19 protein-coding genes and 1 pseudogene are annotated in these 23,250 nt (G+C 49.4%); 1 reads left to right on the forward strand and 19 read right to left on the reverse strand.

Annotated features, from left to right (window positions below):
• Positions 1 to 106: 106 nt before the first annotated feature.
• The 15 genes from IEW11_RS06720 to IEW11_RS06790 all read right to left on the reverse strand — a co-directional run bounded on the left by IEW11_RS06720 (position 107) and on the right by IEW11_RS06790 (position 15,593).
• Positions 107 to 607, reverse strand: a complete 501-nt coding sequence (locus IEW11_RS06720) for a (2Fe-2S)-binding protein (RefSeq protein WP_308422709.1) — start codon at positions 605 to 607, stop codon at positions 107 to 109.
• Positions 608 to 1,546, reverse strand: coding sequence for an FAD binding domain-containing protein (locus IEW11_RS06725; protein ID WP_229725044.1), 939 nt, complete (start codon positions 1,544 to 1,546; stop codon positions 608 to 610).
• A gap of 25 nt (positions 1,547 to 1,571) precedes the next feature.
• Positions 1,572 to 1,961: a VOC family protein gene (locus IEW11_RS06730; protein WP_188530265.1), complete on the reverse strand. Its 390-nt coding sequence runs from the start codon at positions 1,959 to 1,961 to the stop codon at positions 1,572 to 1,574.
• A 1-nt stretch (position 1,962) separates the two neighbouring features.
• Entirely contained in the window at positions 1,963 to 2,760 is a 798-nt protein-coding gene (locus tag IEW11_RS06735; RefSeq protein ID WP_188530267.1) for an N-acyl homoserine lactonase family protein, read from the reverse strand.
• Positions 2,747 to 5,146 (reverse strand): xanthine dehydrogenase family protein molybdopterin-binding subunit, encoded by a 2,400-nt coding sequence (locus IEW11_RS06740; protein ID WP_188530269.1) that lies wholly within the window; start codon positions 5,144 to 5,146, stop codon positions 2,747 to 2,749. The genes IEW11_RS06735 and IEW11_RS06740 overlap by 14 nt, the downstream gene beginning before the upstream one ends.
• A gap of 125 nt (positions 5,147 to 5,271) precedes the next feature.
• Complete coding sequence (locus IEW11_RS06745; protein ID WP_188530271.1) at positions 5,272 to 6,072, reverse strand: IclR family transcriptional regulator; 801 nt, start codon at positions 6,070 to 6,072, stop codon at positions 5,272 to 5,274.
• A 238-nt stretch (positions 6,073 to 6,310) separates the two neighbouring features.
• Positions 6,311 to 7,141 carry a sugar phosphate isomerase/epimerase family protein gene (locus IEW11_RS06750; protein WP_229725045.1) on the reverse strand — a complete coding sequence of 277 codons (831 nt, stop codon included), beginning with the start codon at positions 7,139 to 7,141 and terminating at the stop codon, positions 6,311 to 6,313.
• A gap of 58 nt (positions 7,142 to 7,199) precedes the next feature.
• Positions 7,200 to 7,958, reverse strand: a complete 759-nt coding sequence (locus IEW11_RS06755; RefSeq protein ID WP_188530275.1) for a sugar phosphate isomerase/epimerase family protein — start codon at positions 7,956 to 7,958, stop codon at positions 7,200 to 7,202.
• Between the two features lie 37 nt (positions 7,959 to 7,995).
• Entirely contained in the window at positions 7,996 to 9,135 is a 1,140-nt protein-coding gene (locus tag IEW11_RS06760) for a Gfo/Idh/MocA family protein (RefSeq protein ID WP_188530277.1), read from the reverse strand.
• A gap of 233 nt (positions 9,136 to 9,368) precedes the next feature.
• The gene (locus tag IEW11_RS06765) at positions 9,369 to 10,259 is read right to left on the reverse strand and encodes an ABC transporter ATP-binding protein (protein ID WP_188530279.1); all 891 of its coding nucleotides are present in this window, start codon (positions 10,257 to 10,259) and stop codon (positions 9,369 to 9,371) included.
• 2 nt (positions 10,260 to 10,261) lie between these two features.
• A complete protein-coding gene (locus tag IEW11_RS06770) occupies positions 10,262 to 13,153 on the reverse strand; it encodes an ABC transporter permease (protein WP_188530281.1) in 2,892 nt (963 codons plus the stop codon).
• Positions 13,154 to 13,202: 49 nt separating this feature from the next.
• Positions 13,203 to 14,264 carry an efflux RND transporter periplasmic adaptor subunit gene (locus IEW11_RS06775; RefSeq protein ID WP_229724994.1) on the reverse strand — a complete coding sequence of 354 codons (1,062 nt, stop codon included), beginning with the start codon at positions 14,262 to 14,264 and terminating at the stop codon, positions 13,203 to 13,205.
• Entirely contained in the window at positions 14,227 to 14,916 is a 690-nt protein-coding gene (locus IEW11_RS06780; RefSeq protein WP_229724995.1) for an ABC transporter ATP-binding protein, read from the reverse strand. Before IEW11_RS06780 ends, IEW11_RS06775 begins: the two co-directional genes overlap by 38 nt.
• Positions 14,917 to 15,095: 179 nt before the next feature.
• A complete protein-coding gene (locus tag IEW11_RS06785) occupies positions 15,096 to 15,326 on the reverse strand; it encodes a hypothetical protein (RefSeq protein WP_188530285.1) in 231 nt (76 codons plus the stop codon).
• Between the two features lie 24 nt (positions 15,327 to 15,350).
• Positions 15,351 to 15,593, reverse strand: a complete 243-nt coding sequence (locus IEW11_RS06790; RefSeq protein ID WP_188530287.1) for a hypothetical protein — start codon at positions 15,591 to 15,593, stop codon at positions 15,351 to 15,353.
• Between the two features lie 301 nt (positions 15,594 to 15,894).
• Between IEW11_RS06790 and IEW11_RS06795 the strand changes: the two genes are divergently transcribed.
• A complete protein-coding gene (locus tag IEW11_RS06795; RefSeq protein ID WP_188530288.1) occupies positions 15,895 to 17,037 on the forward strand; it encodes a zinc-dependent alcohol dehydrogenase in 1,143 nt (380 codons plus the stop codon).
• A gap of 89 nt (positions 17,038 to 17,126) precedes the next feature.
• On the opposite strand, the pseudogene IEW11_RS06800 reads toward IEW11_RS06795, so the two are convergent.
• The 4 genes and pseudogenes from IEW11_RS06800 to IEW11_RS06815 form a co-directional block, all read right to left on the reverse strand.
• Positions 17,127 to 17,240: pseudogene (locus IEW11_RS06800) on the reverse strand (IS1595 family transposase); the annotation flags it as partial.
• A 513-nt stretch (positions 17,241 to 17,753) separates the two neighbouring features.
• Positions 17,754 to 19,592, reverse strand: a complete 1,839-nt coding sequence (locus tag IEW11_RS06805) for a UbiD family decarboxylase (protein WP_188530290.1) — start codon at positions 19,590 to 19,592, stop codon at positions 17,754 to 17,756.
• A 425-nt stretch (positions 19,593 to 20,017) separates the two neighbouring features.
• Entirely contained in the window at positions 20,018 to 21,691 is a 1,674-nt protein-coding gene (locus IEW11_RS06810) for a sensor histidine kinase (RefSeq protein ID WP_188530292.1), read from the reverse strand.
• Positions 21,688 to 23,238, reverse strand: coding sequence for a response regulator (locus tag IEW11_RS06815; RefSeq protein WP_188530294.1), 1,551 nt, complete (start codon positions 23,236 to 23,238; stop codon positions 21,688 to 21,690). The genes IEW11_RS06810 and IEW11_RS06815 overlap by 4 nt, the downstream gene beginning before the upstream one ends.
• Between the last annotated feature and the right edge of the window lie 12 nt (positions 23,239 to 23,250).

Genomic DNA, 23,250 nt, shown 5'->3' on the forward strand with positions numbered 1-23,250 from the left:
GGCCCCTCCTGTGACCGGACTTTCACCGGCTAGAGAATGCGTGCTTAGCTGGGCACGCCATTTTAAAAAGAGAGGCCTTAAAAAGGCCTCTCCACCCTAGCCAGCGTCAGCTCACTGGTTCGGTTTGATTTAATTTGTCTGCTGCGGCTTTCACCGATTTGATGATGTTCTGGTACCCTGTGCATCGGCATAAATTGCCCGAAAGGGCTTCGCGAATCTCATAATCCGTAGGGTCAGGGTTATCATTCAGAAATGCGGAGACGGTCATCACAAATCCGGATGTACAGAATCCGCACTGCAAACCATGGTTTTCCATGAAGGCCTGTTGAATGGGATGAAGCTTTTCAGGAGACCCCATTCCCTCTATAGTAGAGATTGCTCTGCCGTTGGCCTGGACAGCCAATGTTAAGCAGGATCGTACAGCTTCCCCATCCAGCAGGATGGTGCACGCCCCGCAAACACCTTGTTCACATCCGATATGTGTTCCTGTAAAACCCAGTTCCCGTCGAACGAAGTCCACCAGCAGGGTACGTACATTCACTTCCCGTTCATATTTCACGCCGTTTACCGTGACAGCTATCTTTTGAGTTGCAATCGCTTCAGCCATTTACATCCCTCCCTTGATTTGTTCGTAAGCGTGCTTCACTGCCTTGCTGCTCAAATTGCCTGCCGCCTCTTTCCTATACTCGCTGCTTGCGATTTCCGATACACGGCGCCCCTTGATATTGGAAAATTGCTTGACAAAAGCTGCATTGGTATCCGCTTCAACATCAGGATTCACTTCATCCTTAATATCCTTAGCGAGCTTCTCCAATGCTTCATCGCTGAATTTCAAGCCGCGCAGCTGCTCAGCCGCTTTCGCACGGTAAGGAATGCCTTCAGGGCTCACATTGCCGAGTGCAACCCTCACATCCGTAATTGTTTCGTTATGATCCAGGGTTAGAATGGCCGCTACCGAGACGATCGGGATATGGCCATGGCGGCGCGTTACTTCTATAAAGGAATATCCCGTATCTTTCGTAAGCGTAGGGAACCGGATTTCAGTCAGCATTTCATTGGGTTTCAATACAGTGGTGAAATGGCTGACGAAAAAGCTTGACGCCGGTACAATTCTCTCGCCCTGCGGCCCTACGACCACCATCTGGGCATCCAGTAATAGAGCCGTTACGCCAAACTCCGCGCCTGGCGCGTTCTGCACAAGGCTCCCTCCGATCGTTCCGCGATTGCGGACCTGAAAATGCGCGATATTCTCGGCTGCATTCCGTAAAATCGGGCAATGCTGCTTGACCAGCTCTGAACGCTCCACTGTCCGATGCCGCGTCAAAGCTCCAATCGCTAGACCCTCAGAGGATTGCCGAATGTAGTCCAAATCCTTAATCCCATTAATATCCACAATAAAAGAAGGCCGAACCTGGCGCATGTTCATTTCTTGAAGGAGGCTCTGTCCGCCGGCAAGAATACGGGAATCGGGCCCGTATTTCTGCAGCGCATTAATCGCATCGTTAACACTTTGTGCAGCCACGTATTCAAAAGGTGCGGGTTTCATCTTATTCACCTGTCCTTCCTAAATATTAGATGTCCGAGCCGGCCAAAGCCTGAAGCGCTTCCTGGCCGCTGTAACATACAAAGACAATCCGGAAAGCTCCAAACTGCGTAATAACATGTTCCATTGACCCTACACAAATTTGAGAAAGCACCTGACCGCCGGCCTCCTTGACTGATCGTCGAACCTCATCGATATTCTCTACCCGAAGATGGAAGCTGCGGAGGAATTCCTGTTCGCTCGATGGATCCTCCAGCAGTTCAATCCCTAGAGGACTAAATGCCAGCTTTGTCACCGCTTCTCCTATCTGTAAGTCGTGACGCTGAAAACTCGTGCCCAGAAGCCGGGAAAAGCGTTCAACCGACACTTCGATGTCTTGAACCTGCAGCGCAACGCGTTCGATTCCCTTGATTTTCATGTTATTCCTCCGAAGGCAATCCCTTTGAATATTTTCTTACCTCCTCATAGTCATGGGAAGGCAGAATAAAATCCGCATCCTTCTTGATTTGCTTCATCGCCCGATACGTCGCCTCCAAATCGTAAAACAGGCCTGGCGGAATCCCTTTGTTGATGTTTAAATCCACTTTTCGTGCAATATCACCCAAAATAACAGCGTTGCCTCTCGAGGTTTGAACGTAGACGGCTTGGCTTCCAGGCGTATGCGTATTGGCAAACAGAACGCATGTCACACCTGGCGCAACCTCTTCATCTCCCTCTATCAATTGAACCCTGGGCCACAGCGGATCGATCAAGTCAGCAATGTCTTTGCGGTCGTAGAATAGGGCGCCTCCTCCAAAATCAAGCTGGGGCGAAACCATTGGCGCAGCTGCCGCCTGCAGTTCCGTCCGTTGAATAATGAATTTTGCATGCGACAGCAGCGCACATCCCCCAGCGTGATCATAGTGCAGATGGGTTAAAATGACCGTTTTGATATCCTCCGGCTTCAGTCCATGCTTGGATAGCTGCGTCTCCAATGTCCATTCCGGGTTCATGCGATGCGGACCGAGTCCTTGGATTTTCATACAGCGGTCAGCATCACGAAACCCCGTATCTACTAATATGGGCTCGCCTTCAAACATCGGCATCAGCAGCCATGCCATAATCGGGACGCTTACAAGTGACTTTTCGCGCGTTAGCGACCAGAAGGCATCCAATACCTGAGGTACATCCGCTTCTCCTACGATCAGAGGATATATTCGCCAATCAAACCTTTGCATAAGCTCTTTCACCTTGTTTAATCCACCCCAATACCCGCTCAGGCGTCAGCGGCAAATCTTTCACTCTTACATTGAACGGCGCCAAAGCATCTTCAAGCGCATTCGTTATTGCTGCCGGCGATGGAATGGTCCCGCCTTCTCCCATTCCCTTTGTACCCAGCGGCGTGAAGGGGGACGGACTTTGAAGATGATGGGATTCAATGACCGGAACCTCCATCGCAGTCGGGCATAAGTAGCTTTGGAAATCCAGATTGACTAACGAACCGCTCTCGTTATATTCCAAATTCTCCATTAAAGCGCCCCCGATGCCATGAGCAATCCCGCCCTCGATCTGGCCGTCGACGATCATCGGATTAATAATCGTTCCACAGTCATGGGAGCATACGAATTTTTCGATTCTCACCTGACCTGTTTTGATATCCACCTCAACGACTGCAATGAATACGCCTGTCGGATGCGTTGTATACAGATTGACGCGGCCGTATTCGTCCGGTTCCCATCTTGCGGATGGACTGGTCCATGTATACGTGCATTCCAAATTAACATCCAGCCCTTCAGGAAGTGTGCCATAAGGCCCCGGCCACAGATGGATACGGTTTCCAAGATCCTTGAGGCTGATTGATTCCTCGGGTGACAGACTGCCCGTTTTTCGTATCGAACCGTTAACCATTTCAAGCTCGCCTGGATCCACTTTGAGCAAATGGCCGGCAATCTTGAGTAGTTTCTCCTTCAGCAATTTCGTCGCCTCATGGACGGCGGATACGGTAAAGGTTGCTCCCCTTGACGAAAATGGCCCCAAGCCATACGGAGTGACATCGGTATCTCCATACAGATAAGTAATATTTTGAATATCTACACCCAGCACATTGGCCGCGACCTGCGGCAGCGTGGTTTCCACGCCCTGCCCGATATTTTGATGGCTGGTCAGGATTTGAAAATCTCCTTCCGGCGTCATACGCACCGTAGCAGCCTGGAAACCATTGAAGATTCCGTTAAATACTGCTGCCCCTGAAGGCTCCAGCATCGCTGAGATCCCAACGCCCATGTAGATGCCCTGCTTGCGCAGTTCAATTTGCTTTTCTTTCAGCCGGTCATAATCGGCCTTTTCCAGGGCGATTTTCATCAGTTGCTCATAATCCCCGCTATCATAGATCGGGCCGGCGATATTTTGGTACGGGTATTCATCTTTTTTTATGAAATTGCGCATACGCAGTTCGATTGGCGAAATGCCCAGCTTTTGGGCCATAATATCCATCATTCGTTCCACAGGATAGCTGGCGATGTCCTTGCCATAACCGCGATGGGCTCCATATGGACCTTTGTTTGTCACGACACCAAGCACTTCCACGTCGTACACCGGAATTTTGTAGGCCCCCGGAAAATACACGCCCGCTACCAGCAGAGCTGGCGTTCCCGGACCGTGACAGGTTCCGTCCATCCCTATGTTTGCAAGCAGCTTAACCTGCATGCCAGTGATGATATAATCTTTATCCAGACCGATTTTGACCGTGCACGAATAGTCGCGCGACTGCATGCCGGACAACATATTCTCTACCCGGTCTTCCGTCCACTTTACGGGTCTGCCCAGCATGCGGGACATGATGCAAGCAATGACCTCGGCATCTGCCTGAAGCTTGCTTCCGTATCCGCCTCCGATATCCGGTGCGATTACCCGAATGGTATGCTCTGGTATTTGCAGCGTTTGTGCAATTAATGTGCGAATCTGATGAGGGGCTTGTGTGGAGCATGTCACGGTCATCTTTTTGGAGCCGGGGTTGTAATCTGCAATACATACCCGTGATTCGATCGGAGTTCCGGTATAACGGCTGTGGGTGATTGTCTCTTCAAAGATATGGGCTGAATTTGCAAAAGCGGCTTCGACGTCGCCTATATTGCTTTTCCAATCCTGCTGAACATTATCGCCCCACTCTTCATAGAGCAGTGCAGTCGGCTTTACGGCATCTTCGATGGTTACTACGGATGGGAGGACGTCGTACTCTATTTCGATCAGATCCACAGCGTCCTCTGCTATGTAACGGTCGGTTGCCGCAACAATGACTACGGGCTCGCCAACAAAACGGACCTTTTTATGGGCAATAGGGTAAACTTCAGGGACCTTATTGAAAATATCAATCGTCGTCGCTAATTTGCCGGTGTATTTCAGCGATTCTTCCCCAGTCAGTATGGCCGCCACGCCGGGCAGCTGCTTCGCTTTGCTGGTGTCAATGCTGACGATACGGGCATGAGCGTGCGGGCTTCGCAGAATCGCCAAGTGGAGCATGCCATTCATTTCAATATCATCTGTATACCGGCCATAACCCGTTAGAAATCTCGGATCCTCCTTTCGTTTCATACTGACTCCCAGTCCAGCCTTCGTCTCTTCCATAGTATGCAGCCTCCTTGGAACATAAAATTAGACTCCTGCAATCAGTCGAAAAAGCAAGCGTTATCACAACTGCATAAAAAATAGAAATTGCCGGTTCCTAGTGTGCAATTTCTAATGGTGTACGGTTATAGAATGGAACGGATGCCTGGAACAAGCCCCAGTCTTTGCGAGGTTTGCAATGCGGCTTCCTTTAACCTGCATGTTAATTCGGCCTTGTTATCTACCATGCGTTTCGTAGGTCCGCCCAGGCTTATCGTGCCTACCGATCGTCCGGTATAGTTATAGATCGGTACTGCGTAACAGGTTAGCCCCATCTCGATTTCCTCATTATCCACTGCATATCCCGCTTTACGGATACGTCCCAGCTCCAGATGGAACTCCTCCGGGTTTACAATCGTATGATCCGTATATTTCGCCATCCCTTTTTCTTCCAAGATTCGATCAACCTCTTCCTTGGAAAAAGTGGATAGGATGGCTTTACCAACGGCTGTGCAATGAACAGGCCTTCTCATGCCTAATTCAGCCCTGATGCTGATGGATTGCGAGCCTTCAATCTTGTTCAGATAGACGGTCTCTCCCGAGCTGTAAGTGGCAAGAAAAGACGTTTCACCTGTCAGCTCTGACAATTCGCGCATGGATCTGGAGGCAACTTCAACGATCGGCAGTTTGTGCAGTCCAAAAACACCGATCTCTAGCGACTTGAGGCCAATTGTATATTTCTCGGTGTTCGGATCGAATTGTACGTAATCGCGGGATTTCAATGTTTCCAAAAGCCTGAAGACCGTCGTCTTCGGAAGATCCGCTTCCTTTACTAATTCAGCAAGTGATACGCCTTCGCCACGTATTGCTACCATCTCCAGCAGAATTAATGCTCGTTCAACGGTGGAATTCACTTGAAGCTGGCTCTCATTACCTTCCAAAGTCACAACTCACTCCTTTCTCTGATTAGGAAATGAAGGTGTGGCTATACATGGATGCAATATCGGAACGTCGTTCCAATTAAAAGGATATAAGAAGCATATCCAAATGTCAACGCTTTCATTTTCATATAATGAAGCTGTTCCACAATCGGAAAAAGCTGAGGCCAATCTTGTGGGGCGGGAGATAGAACGAGCCGCCCAAAAGGCATGCAACCTTTGGGACGGCTCGATATTTACCGCACTATTATCCTTCAATTTGATAGGCATTTTTCATCGCATACAACCCTTTTTGTGCGACTTCAAGCGCGGTTAGCCCATCATAATTATCGATGAACAATTCAAGGGACAAATACCCTTGATAGCCGATTTCATGCAATATCCTTGCAAGCTCACGGCTGGGAGCGATCCCCTCGCCCGGGAAAACGCGATCCGCATCTGTTATCGTTTCCCTGCCCGGATTCGAAGGATAATCATTGACATGAAAGATTCCAATTTGGGAACCTTTTAACTGTTTCAATGTTTCAAAATCGCTGCCGCCTGTGTACATATGGAACGGATCGAGCAGCAGCTTCGCTTCGTTCACACCGCTTTTCTGTGCGACAAAGACGGCATCGTCAATCCGGAAAAGCTGCTTTGCCCTTCCCCAAAACTCCAGGTAGGGTTCAATGCCGATGCCGCGCGCCAATGATGCCAGCTCCGCAAAGTAAGCCGCCATCTCTGCAAGCGTAACCTGTTCCACATCGCCATAAGGGGGAGCCGCAATCGCGCGGCATCCCAATTCCGCAAGGAGCTTCATCTCCCTCTCAGCCTGCACGAATCCCTGCTCTCTTGCCTCAGCGCTTTTATCCGCCCATTTGAAGAAAGCAATCGCGCCAACAAGCGTTATCCCCGACTTCTCCAGGCATTCACTCAATGCTGCTATCGTGCCGCCATTTGCCAAATAATCTTCAATATCGCGAACCCATAGCTCGATTCCGTCATAACCCGCTTCCGCGGCTTCACGAACCTGCTCAAGCACATTTAATTTGAAGGGAAATAAAGTTGACGCATTCAAAGCCGTTTGAAACGGAAACACCAAACCTCTCACTCTCCTTCCAAAGCCTACTGCTCGTAGAGCAGCTATTAAAATGTTCTTATGATTCGATCAGACCCAGTTTTACAAGATTGTCATAGCTGATCTTCAGGCTCTCAAAAGGATCTCTTCGGCTCTGGTCCTGTTCCACGATCAGCCATTCCGTGCCGATATCCTCCGCAGTTTTTGCAATGGCCTTAAAGTCAAGAATGCCTTCGCCGACCTCCGCAAAGAATTGCTCCTCTCCCGCCTCCACGTCCTTGATATGAAGCAGCGGAGCGCGGCCCTTCAGCTTCGAGAGGTAGGCCACTGGATCCTCGCCGCCTTTTTTGATCCAGTAGGTATCCAATTCCGTCTGAACAAGCTCCGGATCCGTCTCGCGAAGCAGAATGTCGAGCGCGTATTCGCCATCATACTTCACAAACTCCCAATCATGGTTATGGTATAAGAAGGTGACGCCGCGCTTGCGGAACTGCTCGCCGATGGCATTCATCTTTTTCGCTTTTTCCAGCAGGTCTTCCTTGGAATCGAAGAGCATCGAGATGGCAACATATTTGCCCCCGTTTATTTCCTCAAGATAATCGGCAATCGATTCAACATCAAATTCAAGGGTGTTGAACCCTGCGTGGCAGCCGACGACCTGGAGGCCCAAACGGTCTACCAATGCTTTTTGCTGTGTTATCGTTATGCCTTCCGGCGGAAGTCCCAGCTCAATGCCCTTATAGCCAATCTCGGCGATTCTCTCTATTGCTCCTACGTAATTCTTTGCCATGGCATCTCGAATCGTATAGGGCTGTACGCCCACAGGAAACTTCTTCAATGTTGATTCATCCCCTTGCTGCTTTATTGTTGATCCGTTACAGGTCAAGCGTATTGTATTTCAAGCCGAGCGGCAGTGGAGCAGGGCGTTCGACCTTCGACTGGATGTACACATGCCGGTCCGAATCCGACGACTCGAAAATGCCCAGTGAAATGTCCAGCACATGGCTGGCCAATCGTCCACTTGCACGGTTCTTCCTTCCGGACCGGATCGCATATGCCATATCGGCAAGTCCAATCCCTCTGCTGTCTTCCCAATATCCGTGTGTCAGAGGAACGGATTTGATCTCCATATTCGGGAACTGGATCTTTATCTCACCTTCGACACCGGGAATGGACAGAGGACCGCCGAAAAAGTTCGGGTCAGGCACCGACAGATTGCCCTCGGTTCCGTATATTTCAAGCCTAGGCTTGTAACCGAAGCTTTCTTTCCCCGCCTGCAGGCTTGCAATGGCGCCGCTATGAAAATCCAGCGTCGCCGAAACATTGGTAGGCGCCTCAACTTGAACCGTATCACCAAAACGCGGGGACCTAGGATTCTGGACAGTCACTTTCTCTTGAAGTCGCTGCGCGGAGCCGGTCACTCTGCGTACGGGCCCCAGCATGGCAACAAGCGCCGTTAAATAATAAGGCCCCATGTCCATCAGCGGATCTCCGCCAAGCTTCAGGAAGTTTTGGAAGTTGGGATGGGTTCCGCTCCAAGCATTGCCCATCATAATAACCGCATTGGCTGCATACGGTGTGCCGATCCATCCGTCCTTGATCAGCTTGATGCAGGTTTGGAGGCCTGCGCCGAGGAAGGTATCGGGTGCGCAGCCAACCAATAGTCCTTTGGATTCCGCGAGAGCCAGCACTTCTTCAGCGTCGTTTCTATTCAACGCGAACGGCTTTTCTGTATAGACATGCTTGCCCGCCTGCAGCGCTTTCAAATTGATCGGCGCATGTGCGATCGGTGCTGTAAGATTCAACACAATCTCGATCTCCGGATTGGCCAGCAGCTCTTCGACCGTGCAAGCTGCGGGAATATTGAACTCTTCGGCTCGTTTGCTTGCCAGCTCTGGGACTAGGTCGGCAACTGCTGCGACTTCCAAAATATGATTAAAAACCTGCGTGCAATTTTTCAGGTAAATGCCGCTGATCATGCCGCATCCGATTACGCCAACTTTGACTCTATTCATATCGCTCCGCCATCCTTTATTATGTAAGTTTGTTTTTCCATGACTATGACTTCCGTTAAGGTGTAACCGCAATCAATGGAGGAAGTTGAATTTGTCCATATCACTTTATTATGGGCGTTTGAAACTGTGTGGCGTAAGGATCCATTTTTCTGATATTGTCTCAAATTTTTGGGTAAGCGGTTCTACGTATTGAACAAGGGCCTGCATTTCCTGCCGGCCCTTATTCACGTGTCTTAGCTCGTTTTCTTTTCCGGAGGATATAAAATGATCTTGCCCTCTTCCATCTCGACCCGGACTTTGTTGCTGTCTTTAAATGATTCGGCGTCCAGATAACCGGCGGGGATCTGGAGCCGTCCAGCCTTGTCGATCACCGCGTATTCGATATGGCTCTCCCCCTCCGCCGCGGCGCCCTCGCGTTCCAACTGCTCCAGCTCCTCCGCATAGGATACCCGCCGAATCATCTCCGATGACGTCTTGCCGTCACGGATCGCAACGACCCGGTCGACCTTGCGGGCAATCAAAGGATCATGTGTGACGATCACGATCGTGATACCCAGCTGCCCATTAAGCGTGCGGAACAGATCGAGCACCTGGTTCGATGTTTTCGTATCGAGCGCCCCCGTCGGTTCGTCGGCAAGCAGCAGCTTGGGCTCATTCGCAAGTGCGATGGCTATCGCCACCCGCTGCTGTTCCCCGCCCGACAGCTCATTGAGCCGGTTTTTCAGGCGGTGGCTGAGTCCGACCGCTTCCAGCAGTTCCATGGCGCGGTCACGGCGGCGCTTCCCCCGCAGCAGGATCGGAAGCTCCACGTTCTCAAGCGCGGTCAGGTAAGGGATCAGATTGCGCGCATTGTTTTGCCAGACGAAGCCCACTGTTTCCCGTTTATATCGGACAAGATCCTTTTCGGTAAAGGAGAGAAGATCCTTGCCGTCTACAAACAGCTTGCCGGCCGAGGGCCGGTCAAGGCCGCCAAGCATGTTGAGGAGCGTTGATTTTCCGCTGCCGCTATTTCCAATAATGGCCATCAGCTCCCCATCCTCGACATGAAGATCGAGTCCCTGCAGCGCCACCACTTCCAGCTCCGCCGTTTTGTAAATTTTGACGAGACCGTCGCTTTGTATCATGATTACTCCTCTCCCAGCTTAAGCGCCTGGCTGATCCGAATCCGCGACAACCGGTAGCCCAGAATCAACAGTCCTGCCGCAAGCATAAATGCGACAATGCTGTAAAGCTGGATATAATCGCTCAATTGATAGACGATTTTGAACGGCGGCACCTGCTCTCTTGTCGCAAAGGACATTTCGAAGAGCGGAACGAACAGCTTGCTTATGGTATTGCCGATGACAACGCCGATCAGAACGGCTGCACCGGAGGTAAGGAGCTGTTCACTGACCAGCATGCCGATGATTTGCCGGAACGGAATCCCCATCGCACGAAGCACGCCGTACAGCAGCGTGCGGCCGGATAGGGTAAGCAGCCAGAAGATCAGGAAACCGAAGAAGCTGATCAGCATGGAGATGACGAATCCGAGTGTCATGACCCCGTTGATGGCAAGCCTGAACGGATCGTTATTGGAACGGATAAGCTCCTGGCTCGTATCCTGAATGCCCGTCACCGGAATCTTCCGGGTCGAGAGCTCCTCATAAATATCGCCGCTGGTTGTTCCGTCCTTCAGCTTTAGCCATACGCCATACGGCTCGAGAGCCAGATTATTCTGAATCGTGTCCAAGTGGCCGACGACCAGATGCGGACGGGCCGCGGTTTCTCCCTCATCTGCAGCAGGGCTTCCTAATATCGGAAGCGGATTCCAGCCGGGCCAATAATCGATAATTCCGTATACCGTAAACAGCGCTTGATCCAATCCCTCCCATTTCAAACGTATGGGGTCGCCAGGCTTCACGTCATTCGCTTCTGCCAGCGATCTTGATATCAACACCGCTTTTGGGTCGGAGGCGATCAGGTTCAGATAGCTGTTGATATGATGATCGAGCAACCCTGACGGCAGCCAAGCCGTCCGGCCGAAGTCCACCGTATCGATGCCGTACAGCATCGCCGATCCGTCGCCCCCTCTTTCCAAGCTGAATGAAATTTGGTCCTTCCGGAACACCCGGGCAGCCGATTCAACGCCCTCCAGCTCCTTCATGGGAAGAAATGGCGGCTCGGTGTACTGGACCCGCTTGGGTGGGCCTGCTGAAACGTCTGTCTCTCCTTCCCCGCCAACAGGGCCGGATGGACCAGCCATTGGCGGAGGGGCATCGTTCTCCCAAAGGATCGACAAAGCGATGTCCGCGCCAACGGCATACCGGATCTTGTTCTCCATATTCTCATTAATCGTACGCGCTGCGTTTGCGCTGAACAGCCCTGTGGCAACAGTCATGATCAGGAATACCTTGATCGTCAAATATTGCCCGGAGGAACGGCTAATCTGGATCAGTGTGTGATAGATCGCCGGCGACCACCATTTGCGTCCGATCCAATACACGAAACGGATGAACCAGGGATAGATCCGCAGAATGAGCAGTCCGCTGCCCAAGGCGAACAGAGCGGGCATAAGAAACAGCAAAGGATCCACCTGAAGCGCATCGGAATCGAGCGCCAGCTTGCGCAGGTCCTCCTGCCGCTTGTTGAAGCCGTACAGTAAATAGACCGCCAAACCGACAAGAATGAGGTCCAGTCCTGTCTTATGCCAAAAGGACATTCGCGTCAGTTGGTTCATCTGCTGCTTTTGGCCAACGATAGACACCCGCGTCGCGAGAAATGCGGGGATGAGGATTAACAGGATTGCGCACAGGACGGCAGCTGCCGCTACCTTGTAAGCGCTGCTGTTCAAGGTCACATCCAGCGCCGCACGCTGCACGAATTCCAAGAACCCGTTCGACGCACCCAGCAGCTTCGTGAACCACACGCCAAGAAGCGGTCCCACGGCTAACGCCGTCAATCCCAATATCAGATTCTCCGCGGTATAGCTGAGCATAATTTGCAAACGGCTTGCACCGCGGCTGCGAAGCACGGATATATCCGTTTTCTGCCGTTCAATGATCAGATTGGCGGACATGTACAAATAAAAGGCCAGCATAAGCATGACCGGAGAGTAGAGGGAGAGCAGCATGACATCGAGCTTTTCCTTTTTCTCCTTATAAGTCTCCACAGTAGCTAACGAAGGGATATCGACGCTGGAGATGCCGAGCCGCGACTGAAAATAGCTGCGTACGCTGTTGCCTACAGCGGAAAAATGGTCAACATGATCCACTTTCAATTGGTTGTAATCCAGTGCTATGCGCCAATCGAGCGACGATACCTTTATTTTCCCGCCAAAAATAAACTCCTCTTCAAACTGCGAGAACGGGATAAAGAAACCATTGCCCGATGAATTTACGAGAAACGGCAAGTAGCGGTCCGCTTCCGGAGCTGTATCGATAACCCCAACCGGGATGATCCTGAACTGCTCCTTCGTCTGGTTTACAAAGCCAATGATTTCATCGCCGATATCCCTTTTCATATTCAATAGAAACTTTTGCGTAACCAAGGCTTCATAGACCCCGTCGTTCCGGTCAGGATTGGGCATGCGGCCGTCAATTAGCCGGACTCTTTGTTCCAGGTCTGTAACCGCCTTGAAGTTGCCGTATGTATTTTGGGCTTTGATCTCCTGCTCCGTGGCATCAGCGCCGTATACCTTTAGATTTTGGGTAATGCGCATACGGTAGCTCGACAAATCATCCAGTCCCATCCGATTCGGGATATTCTCGACATAGCGATCCGCCTGCTGGATGGCCTGAATCGTCTCCTCATTCATTGTATCGGAGGCAATGGACGTACTAATCCGGACATACCCCGGATAGACGGATAAATCCTGTTGGATCAACTGAAGCTCTTTTTGCAATGTCCGCTGCAAGATGGCATGCGAGTACAGCGGCATGGAGCTGAATAACGCAACACAGATCGCCAGACCGAACCAGAGATTCAGCTGCAGCCATTTGTTGTTGGCCATTTTCCGCAGGATCATTGTCCATAAGGCCATGCTTTCACCCCATTTTCATACTTCAAAGCGAGCGATATTCGGGTTAGTATCAGTTATTTAGAATGACCTGCTGTCCCTCTTCCAGACCGCGGATAATCTCTACTTCGGTCGACGTCATGAGCCCGACTTCAACGTCGATTTCCTTGCGGCGGTCACCCTCTATAACCTGCACATAGGTACGGCCCATATACGAACGGACGCCGGCGCGAGGCAGCACAAGCACATCTTCGCGCTTCTGCAGCGGGATCGTGAAGCTAGCGATGTCTCCAATCTCTGCGGTTTCAAGCCCCTCTTCGATCCCCAGGATCAGCAGCCTGCTGTTGCGTTCGGCTGCAGCCGAATCAGTCGTGAATGGAGCACTGGATGGCGTTTGCAGCACCCTCCCGGTGTATTCCTCATCATTGTATTTGATAGCAACCGGCATATTGACCTGGACCTCCACCAGATCCTTTGTATTGATAGCGGAATAAGCCAGATGGACGCGTGAAGGATCAGCGACGGACAAGAGCGGTTGATAAGCATTAACGTTATCGCCGGCTTTGATCTCACCGATATACGTAACAAGCCCTTCGATCGGCGACAGCAGCTTTGCTTTATCCAGACGGGATTGCAACGCCTCCAACGAGATCCGCTCGCGCTCCACATCGATCTCGCGCAGCCTGATATCACTTCGGTCCGCGCCAGACTGCCTTGCCTGCTCATACAGGATCTGCGCCCGCTCCAGGCTCAGCCTCTGCATCTGCACCTGTGTCTCCAGGTCGCCGGTATCAAGATCGAGGAGCAGGTCGCCGGCTTTGACCGTCTGCCCCAGACTTGCGTGCACCTCTTTCACACGCCCTCCGGTCTCCGTAAAGAACAGAGACTCCGACCGTGCCGCAACAAAATTAGCGGTCCCTGCCAGATTGGTCGCAATGCTTCCCAATTTAACCTCCGCAAGATCGTACGTCTCCTGCGCCGGTTGAACGAGCGGCGGTTCCAGTACCGCATCCTCCACAGGAAGCAAGGCACACCCCGACAGTATAACCGCCGACAAAGCGGCGGCTGCCATAAACTTCAATGAATCCGCTTTCAAATTAGACCAGGGGCGATGCTTTAATCGAGTTCGACACAATTCTACCATCCTCCAATGCGATGACATGATCGACAAGCTCCATTATGCCTGGATCGTGGGTGGTAAGCACTACTGTCATTCCTAAACGTTTCACAAGATCGCGGAACACCTTCATTACCTGCAGTCCCATTCTGCTGTCGAGCTCCGCCGTCGGTTCGTCGGCGATTAGAAGTACCGGTTCATGGGCAATCGCCCGCGCGATTGCGACGCGCTGCTGCTCTCCCCCCGATAGTTCGGTCGGACGGTGCTTCATCCGTTCCTTCATGCCGACCCTCTCCAGCGCCCGTTCTGCCGCCTCACGATTGCCTTTAACCGGCATTCCCGCAATACGCAGCCCGAACTCAACGTTCTCGTAAGCGGACATGAGCCCTATCAAGCCAAACGACTGAAATACGAGCCCGATCTGTTTACGGCGCAGCTCGCTTCGCTCCGAGCCCGAAAGCCCGGCCAAATCCTTCCCGCAAAAATAAACTTGTCCCTCCGTTGGTTCATCCAGTGCGCTCAAAATATTGAGCAATGTCGTTTTTCCCGATCCGGAACGCCCGACCAGGGCAACCATCGATCCTGCCGGGATAACCAGATCGATATCCTCAAGCGCCTTAACGGCACGATTCCCTTTGCCAAATATACGCAAGACACCTATGGTTTGCAATATGGCGTCTCCCGGCAAAGGGGTTTCAGCATTTGCGGCAGCGGGCACGTAGATTCCTCCAAACATCGCAGATGTAAACACTTTAATTTTTTTGTCCGATACCTATTATAGCAAATTATTACAGATTCATGTGTGTTTTTTCAGCCCCTTTTGAAACAAGAAAAGCACCCAGAGGTGCGTCAATTCACAGCAATATTTTGGCTTTGAGCAACCGCTTTTTTCTCAAAAAATGTCTTTGTCTCTCTTATCTCAATAATTTCAACGTTGTTCTTATTAACGAGTCTGCCATTAGTCCCGTACCATTGCTCATGATTCATAATATCTTCAGCTACATTTTGATAGGACTCGTTTTCGATCTCAAACACTTCCTGCCTGCCGCTTATCATCGTAAACGTCACTACATACTTCAAATGATCCACCTCCGAAACGATTCGTCACTTAGCATACTCTTCGATATACACCTTGTATTTCGTTGCCGCTTCGGCCGGGCCGGGATAATCGATTTGCAGTTCCTTTATACTCATCTCTCTGCCAATGCCAATCAGCGTGTCGCCGATGCTCAGCGTTCCGGACCAGGTCGGGATCATTTTCCTCATGTCTTTTCCCGTCAGCTCCATGATCAGCTCGTCCTCATCGTACACATAGATAATGTCTTCGTTCTTAACCATTTGCCCCATGTATCTTCGCCTCCTCAGAATTTAACATCGCTGCAGGGGAAGGGATCCACTTCAATAAAATGAACAACTTGTCTATACTACTTACCCAAAATAGATAAAGTTAAGCTCCCGCAAGTAAACAGACAAAAGCCACTCCCTTGGAGAGTAGCACTCCCAAGAAAGCGGCTTGGGAACGTAAAATTTTAAAAAACAATCAATTGCGTGGCATGCATTGGTATATTTCTATAACATCGATACACAATATATAATGAATTTCTAAGTAATCCATCAGGCGTATACACCGATGATCAGGAGGATGATGATGAAGGCCGTAACTTTCCAAACGCCAATGAATATGCAGGTTAAACAGGTGCCCGATCCAACGCTTCAGAAGAACAAAGACGATATTATCGTCCGGATTACGTCAACGGCCATTTGCGGTTCCGATCTCCATATTTATCAAGGTGCTGTTCAGGCCCAACCAAATTATGTAATCGGCCATGAACCGATGGGCATCGTCGAAGAAGTAGGACCTGAGGTGACACGCGTCAAAAAAGGCGACCGCGTCGTACTGCCGTTCAATATCTCATGCGGTCAATGCCATTACTGCCAGCATGAAATGGAAAGCCAATGTGACAACTCCAATCCCAATCCGCAGGTCGATACTGGCGCTTATTTTGGTTTTACCGAGCGATATGGGAATTATCAAGGCGGACAAGCTGAATTACTGTATGTACCTTACGGTAATTTCATGCCGTTTGTCATTCCGGAATCTTGTGAATTAGAAGATGAGAAGCTGCTGTTTATGTCTGATGTACTGCCTACCGCATATTGGAGCGTGGACAACGCAGGCGTGAAGCAAGGCGATACCGTTGTAGTCCTTGGCTGCGGCCCTGTCGGCTTAATGGCACAGAAATTTGCCTGGATGAAAGGGGCAAAACGAGTCATTGCGGTTGATAATCTCCCTTACCGGCTGAATTATGCCAAAAAAATAAACAACGTCGAAATTATCAATTTTGAGGATTTCCCTGATACGGGTACACATATTAGAGAAATCACAAGCGGAGGAGCCGATGCTGTCATTGATTGCGTCGGTATGGACGGCAAGAAGACACCAGTGGAGGCGGAAGAGCAGAAGGCTAAGCTGGTTGGCGGAACGCTGAGCGCAGTCAATATTGCGATGAACGCCGTTAAGAAATTCGGTACCATTCAAATGACAGGCGTATATGGCTCCAAATATAATCAATTCATGTTCGGCAATTTGTGGGAAAGAAATATTACGATCAAAATGGGACAAGCACCCGTTATCCACTATATGCCGATGCTGTTCCAAAAGATTACGGCAGGGGAGTTCGATCCAACGGAGATCATTACGCACAGGGTGCCGATGGATCAAGCACATGATGCGTATAACACCTTTTATAACCATCAGGATGAATGCATCAAATTCGTGTTGAAACCATAGTACAGGTATAACAGATCCCCCTTTGGCAGAATATTGCTGCTGAATGGGGATTTTTTGCATACGACCTCGCTCCCGCCTGAATGTTGAGTCTGTTTTAAACGACCATTCACACCATTCACATTCTGAATATGGTAAATACCTTTAATGACATGCTTGCCAACGTCAGACTTAATGCGATAATGTTCCAAACCTTTCTCTTCTGCACAATTTTAGCAGATTTACGCAGGGAGTATCCTTTTAATTTCGACAATGATGTGATCCGCTGCTTCTTCGTGATCCTGATTTCCCCTTTGTTTTCGCATCATACTGTACACACCAAAGCTCAACTCCTTAATAAATTCCGATCAAGAAGCCCACGAAGGAGCCCCTAGAATAAACTATATTCGTCAACGTGGATATCAATCAGGCAAGTGATCACCAGACCGAGAAGCAATTACAGCAGTTACCGCATTCTTGAACATTTGAACCCGTCGTTTCAGTAATATTCATCATTACAGTGCAAGAAAAGTATTGAGCGGATTTTTTTGTCTATGAGAACACAAAAAGAACCACGTCCAGGGGACGTGGTTGAGCTTATTCGATAAACCCAAATGATGAGCATTAGAACTTTTTTTGTGGCGGGGGTATCCGATTCCGTGGCGGGTGTCCTCCCTTCCCCTTCGGACACCCCTCGCCCCTATTTGTTCTAACTCATCATATGAAGGGTTTATCGACACTCACGATATCTGAATGCCGCTCAAACTGGCGCCTTTTACAAATAATCGTTCGATGTTCTTTGCAACAGTTGGATCAGGTATCAACGGCGGTGCTTGATGCGGTTTAACACGGGCGTCAATAATAACATTATCGCAAGCCCAATGCTTATTTTCATAGTAACTGTTCACACCATAAATATCATGGGAAGGATTGCTGCGCGTGAATGTAACCCAAAGGAAATTGTTAATCTCCGCACTTATAAACCGGCTGTCATCACATAGAATGATCATCGGACAAGAAGACAGCTGGCCTTTTGCCTGAATGGCCTCGCATAACCCTTTTAACTCCTGCTGCGCTTCGGTGTAATTTATGAATTTGGACCCTTGGATGGCTACGATGCCCGGCATCACCAAAGATGCATTTGCAAACCCCTGCAGCCCATTCAAAATGTCTGGGACCTCTGTGCACAAATCCCTTTTTTTATCTCCAACAGCTGCGAATACAACCTTACTGCCGGTGTTTAACCCGGTTCCTGAATAGTCAAGGGTATCGATTGTCGTATTGGTTTGAAAATGAATGTCGCGATGAAGATCGATACGCTCCAGGATATACGTTAAAAAATCCTCGACATGATGCGTGCTTAATGCCCGATTCTCCTCTGCCGTAATGAATAAGTACTTGGCTAAGCTCAGCTGTCCCGTTCCTAAAATCCGGTTGGCGATGGTGAGAAGCTCGGCCGGCTGTTTAATTTGTTGATAAGGAGTATAACGCTCGCTGCCAATCGCAAAGAGCAATGGATGTACGCCTGCAGCATCAACTGCGTGAACTTCCTTTACCCCTGGGATTTCCTGCCTGATCGCATCCCCTGTCAGCTCATGAATTAACTCGCCGAATGCGGTGTCTTCTTGAGGCGGCCGGCCTACGACGGTAAACGGAAATATGCCGCCTTGTTTAGCATACACTTTATGCACTCGCATGACAGGAAAAGGATGTGTAAGGCTGTAATAGCCCAAATGATCGCCAAAAGGGCCCTCAGGTTTCGTCTCGCCCGGATGGATTTCCCCTGTAATTACAAAATCGGCATCATGGCTGATACAGTAACCATCGACATAGCTGTAGCGGAAACGGCGCCCTGAAAGCAGGCCCGCGAAGGTCAACTCACTCATGCCTTCCGGCAAAGGCATAACGGCTGACAGCGTGTGCGCTGGAGGACCGCCTATAAATATACTCACTTTAAGCGGGACGCCTTGTTTGTTAGCTTTGTCCTGATGAACACCGATGCCGCGGTGAATCTGGTAATGGATTCCGACTTCCTTGTTCATTTCATATTCGTTGCCGCTTAGTTGAACACGGTACATACCGAGATTGGAATTCATAATTCCCGGCTTTTCGGGATCTTCCGAATACACTTGGGGCAGGGTGACAAAAGCGCCTCCATCCTCTTGCCAGTGTTTAATGAGAGGAAGGTCGCATACTTGGATTTCCTGAAACCCGGCGGGCAGGCTGCCCGATTTTTTTGACGGTAGAGCTTTACTTGCCGCGAGTCCCGTTCCAATGTATTTAAAAGGATTTTTGAGCGCTTTAACGGGATCGTTGCGCAAAGCGATTACTTTTTGTACCGATTCCAATGTATCTCGAAATATAAACTTACTCCGCTCAACGGTCCCGAAAAGATTGGATACCGCACGATATTTCGAACCTTTAACATGTTCAAATAATAATGCAGGGCCGCCGGCCTCAAAAACTTTCATATGAATCGCGGCCATTTCAAGATTAGGATCTACTTCTTCGTGAATACGAATCAAATGTCCATGCTTTTCTAAATCGTTGATACATTCTTCTAAATTGCTGTATATCATATGTTTGCTCCAATCTCCAGAATCTGTGAACATATTTCCAATTCCGTATGCGGGGTCACTTTCAAATTTATTATTCCCAAAATGTTTACGGACTACAGGATGTCTCACTATATTATCAATGAGTTCAAATCCCAGGTCAACGAAGTTATCCAGCACCCTATTATTATCGCATGGTTGGTCCATTGAAAGGAGTGCGAAATAGAAAAAGAGCCGGCATTCTACTTTGAATGCTGACTCTTCTATTAATTTGCTGCGCCTCGTATTCCCTGACCTGAGAATTTTGGACAGCGTTAAATTACAGATTAAAACTGCCAAGGCATCTCATCGGATGAATATATAAAGAATATATGGTCTGATCGTGGATCACTCTCCGTAATTCCAGGCTCTGATACCACACTTGCAAAGACCGGCTTTGACCTCGCAAGTTAGCCGCTTCTGCTCTCCGGCGGCTCATCGACAATCGGATGGCGGATTTCGACTCTAAATCCTGTTTCCGGATTCGGATGCACCAGCAGTCCGTACTTATATCCAAAATGCAGCTGCAGCCGTTTATGAACATTCACTAATCCGATGCCGCCAATCCCATCCTTCTCAGGAGGGTTGTCCAGATCAAGTAATGGTCCGCCCTGATATCCAGGCCCATTGTCTTCAATAATGAAGACAATTTCATTGCCATCCCGTTTCACGGTCAGCTTAATTTTTCCTTTTCCTTCCGGAAGCTTGCTGATGCCATGCTTCACCGCATTCTCCATAATCGGCTGCAAAATGAGTTTAATGATCTTTCGTTTGCGAATATCCAATCCGATATGGCTGAACACCTCAAATGACCGGTTGCTCCGGAGAAGCTCAATGTCAAGGTAAGTTCGCGCATGCTCAATTTCCCGCTCCACAGTCGTCCATTCTTCTCCATTGTTCAGGCTGAACCTGAGCAGGCTGGATAATTTGGTGACCATCGCGGCAATCGTGTGCTGATTGCTGTATTCAGCCATCCATTTAATCGCATCCAGCGTGTTATAAAAGAAGTGGGGGTTGATCTGATGATTCAAGGTCTGCAACTCCAGCTGTCTTTTATCAGCCTCCATGCCCTTTGTCATGTGGAGCAGTTCCAGCATGCCCGAGACCATCTGATTGTAGCCGCGTACAAGCTGGCCGATTTCATCCCGCCTCTCTTTATACAGTGCAAACGGATTGAGCAGTCCCCGCTTCACTTCATTCATATGCAGAACCAGATTTTTAATCGGGATGGTAAAGGTACGCACAAGCACAACAAGCAGTAAGGTAACCACAACCATGCTGATGATAACAATCCAGATCGTGAAATCCTTGATTTGATACACCTTTCCTGCAAGCTCATTATTAGGAACAGCCGCAACGATCTTCCATCCGTCCCGATTCAGCTGCATTTGCCCCATTTGCCAGTCCTTCATCGGAAAATACGCTTCATATTCAAACTTCTTATTATAGAAGCTTGTATCGGTATCGGAAATAATATGGTTACCGCTATCCACGATCATCACTTTATAGTTCTTAAACGAAGACGGGAAAACGATCCCCCCGCGGACTAAATATTCCGGGATCTCTAACTTGAGAATCCCAATTGCATTGAAGCTGGCATCTCTGATGAATGCCGCATAGGTGAACACCGGACTAGCCATAGCCCGATCCCATTCATGAATCCAAACCCCCCGGTCTCCCGTTGCATAAATCAGATCGGAAAACTTCCGGTAAGACTCCGAATCATTCGTTATTACATTCATACGGTAAGCGCTGGTTAGCTTGAGTTGAAGCCTTGGCTCCACCACGGAGAATGGAACTTTTTCCGCTTCGTCAGCAGCGTAATAGGTTGCCAGATAGCTGCGAATTTCTGCTGACGTGCCCAAACGGCGCGCTTCCTCTTCCACGCTGACCAATATTCGTCTGACCTGTGTTGCATTTAGTCCAAGGTTGTCCTGAAGAAACTGGGCCGTGATGGATTCGATCTGCTCCTTGGATTTCGTAAATGACAGCAAGCCCAGCACTGCGATCGGGATTAACATCGATAAAGTCATAATCAGAAGCATTTTGTTGAACAGCGTATTTAAATTTCTTCTCTTCCTCATTTGCCGTACCTGAACTCTTTCGGCGTTTCGCCTGTTTTCTTTTTGAACAGCGTGCCGAAATACTGTAAGTCGTTGTAGCCAACCGCAGTGGAAATCTCATAAACTTTCATGCTTGTATCTCTCAGGAGCGTCTTCGCGCGATTAATCCGAAAATCGGCAAGATATTCGGTGAAGGTCTGTCCGGTTTCTTTCTTGAACAGCTGGCTTAGCCACACGGGATGGATCGAGATCTCTTCCGCGATTCTGCTTAATGTAATATCCTCCATATAGCTGGCGGAGATTTTCTCTAATGCACGCTCGACAATTGCATTGATCTTCGGAGTGAACAGCTTTCGGGATACCGATATGAGATGGTCGCTCAAGACATGCTGATAATCTTGAATCGTGCTGCACTCCTCGAGCGTCTCCCAGAGCTTCATCGGAATTTCGCCGGAGTAATCGCTCTTCAGACCCCTCAGGCTGTCATGAACTTCCGATAGGTAATTTAAGATGCCGCGAATGATATCCCTGCCGCTTTCCGTCCCTTCGAGCATTACCATTTCCCGGATGAATTGATTGACGGCCCGTGTAATCGACTCCTCGTTCTGTTCACATAACAATGAAGCCATCTGCTCCGGTGTCATATAACCGATGGATTCCGAGGAATCGCATTCGCTTGACATCTCCGAAGGACCGGATAAAGAATGGATCCGAAAAGCTCTCATCGCATCCAGATAAGCGAGATGGATATGCTCAAAAAACTCCATCTTGGCGCTGAGTCCTATAGCCAGCTCAATCTTCTGGAACCTTCTCACATTATAGATTACCGATTCCATAAGCTCAGGAACATGATCATTCCCGGTTATAACGATCCATCGATGCTTTAAATCTTTGAAAAATACCGTCTGTGTACATTCCCTCAACACTTCAGCCAGGATATTGCCAATCGCAAAGGTTTGCAGCGCATAATTGCGCCCGCTCGGCTTGCCGTCCGGATAACCCTTGGTATCAAGTACAAAAATCGAATAGCTCTGTTCCGCAAGCCATTCCAGGTTCCATAGCTTTAATCTTTGATAGTTATGCTCGTCAAGCGGGGTATGCTTCATGCAAAAATCCGTCAAATAGTTATCGCGCATCAACTGATTGCCCATCCGGGCAAACGTATGCTGCTGCTGCTGATAATTGCTCTGTTCTTTTTCCTGCTGGATCAACAGCAGCGCCTTGCGGATTTTCTCAGAGAACTCCATCGTTTGGAATGGCTTCAGCAAATAATCGACAGCCCCGAAGCGAATGCTTCTCTGCGCATACTCGAAATCATTGTAACCGCTTACGATTATGATTTTAGGCCGGTAGTGCTCACCAATCGAATGCTCGATAAGATCCAATCCTGTCATACCTGGCAGCATAATGTCCGTAACGATTAACTCCGGCTTATGCTCCGAAATGATTTCCATTGCCTCTTCAGCAAAATTTGAAGTAAATAATGATACTTCCGTATCCATACCTTCGAAGGCTCTTTTCATCCCCATCAATGAATTCGGCTCATCTTCCACTAGAATGACTTTCAACTGGGCCTCCCC

Origin of the sequence: Paenibacillus abyssi, from assembly GCF_014640295.1 — a bacterium.
Lineage (GTDB): Bacteria > Bacillota > Bacilli > Paenibacillales > Paenibacillaceae > Paenibacillus_D > Paenibacillus_D abyssi.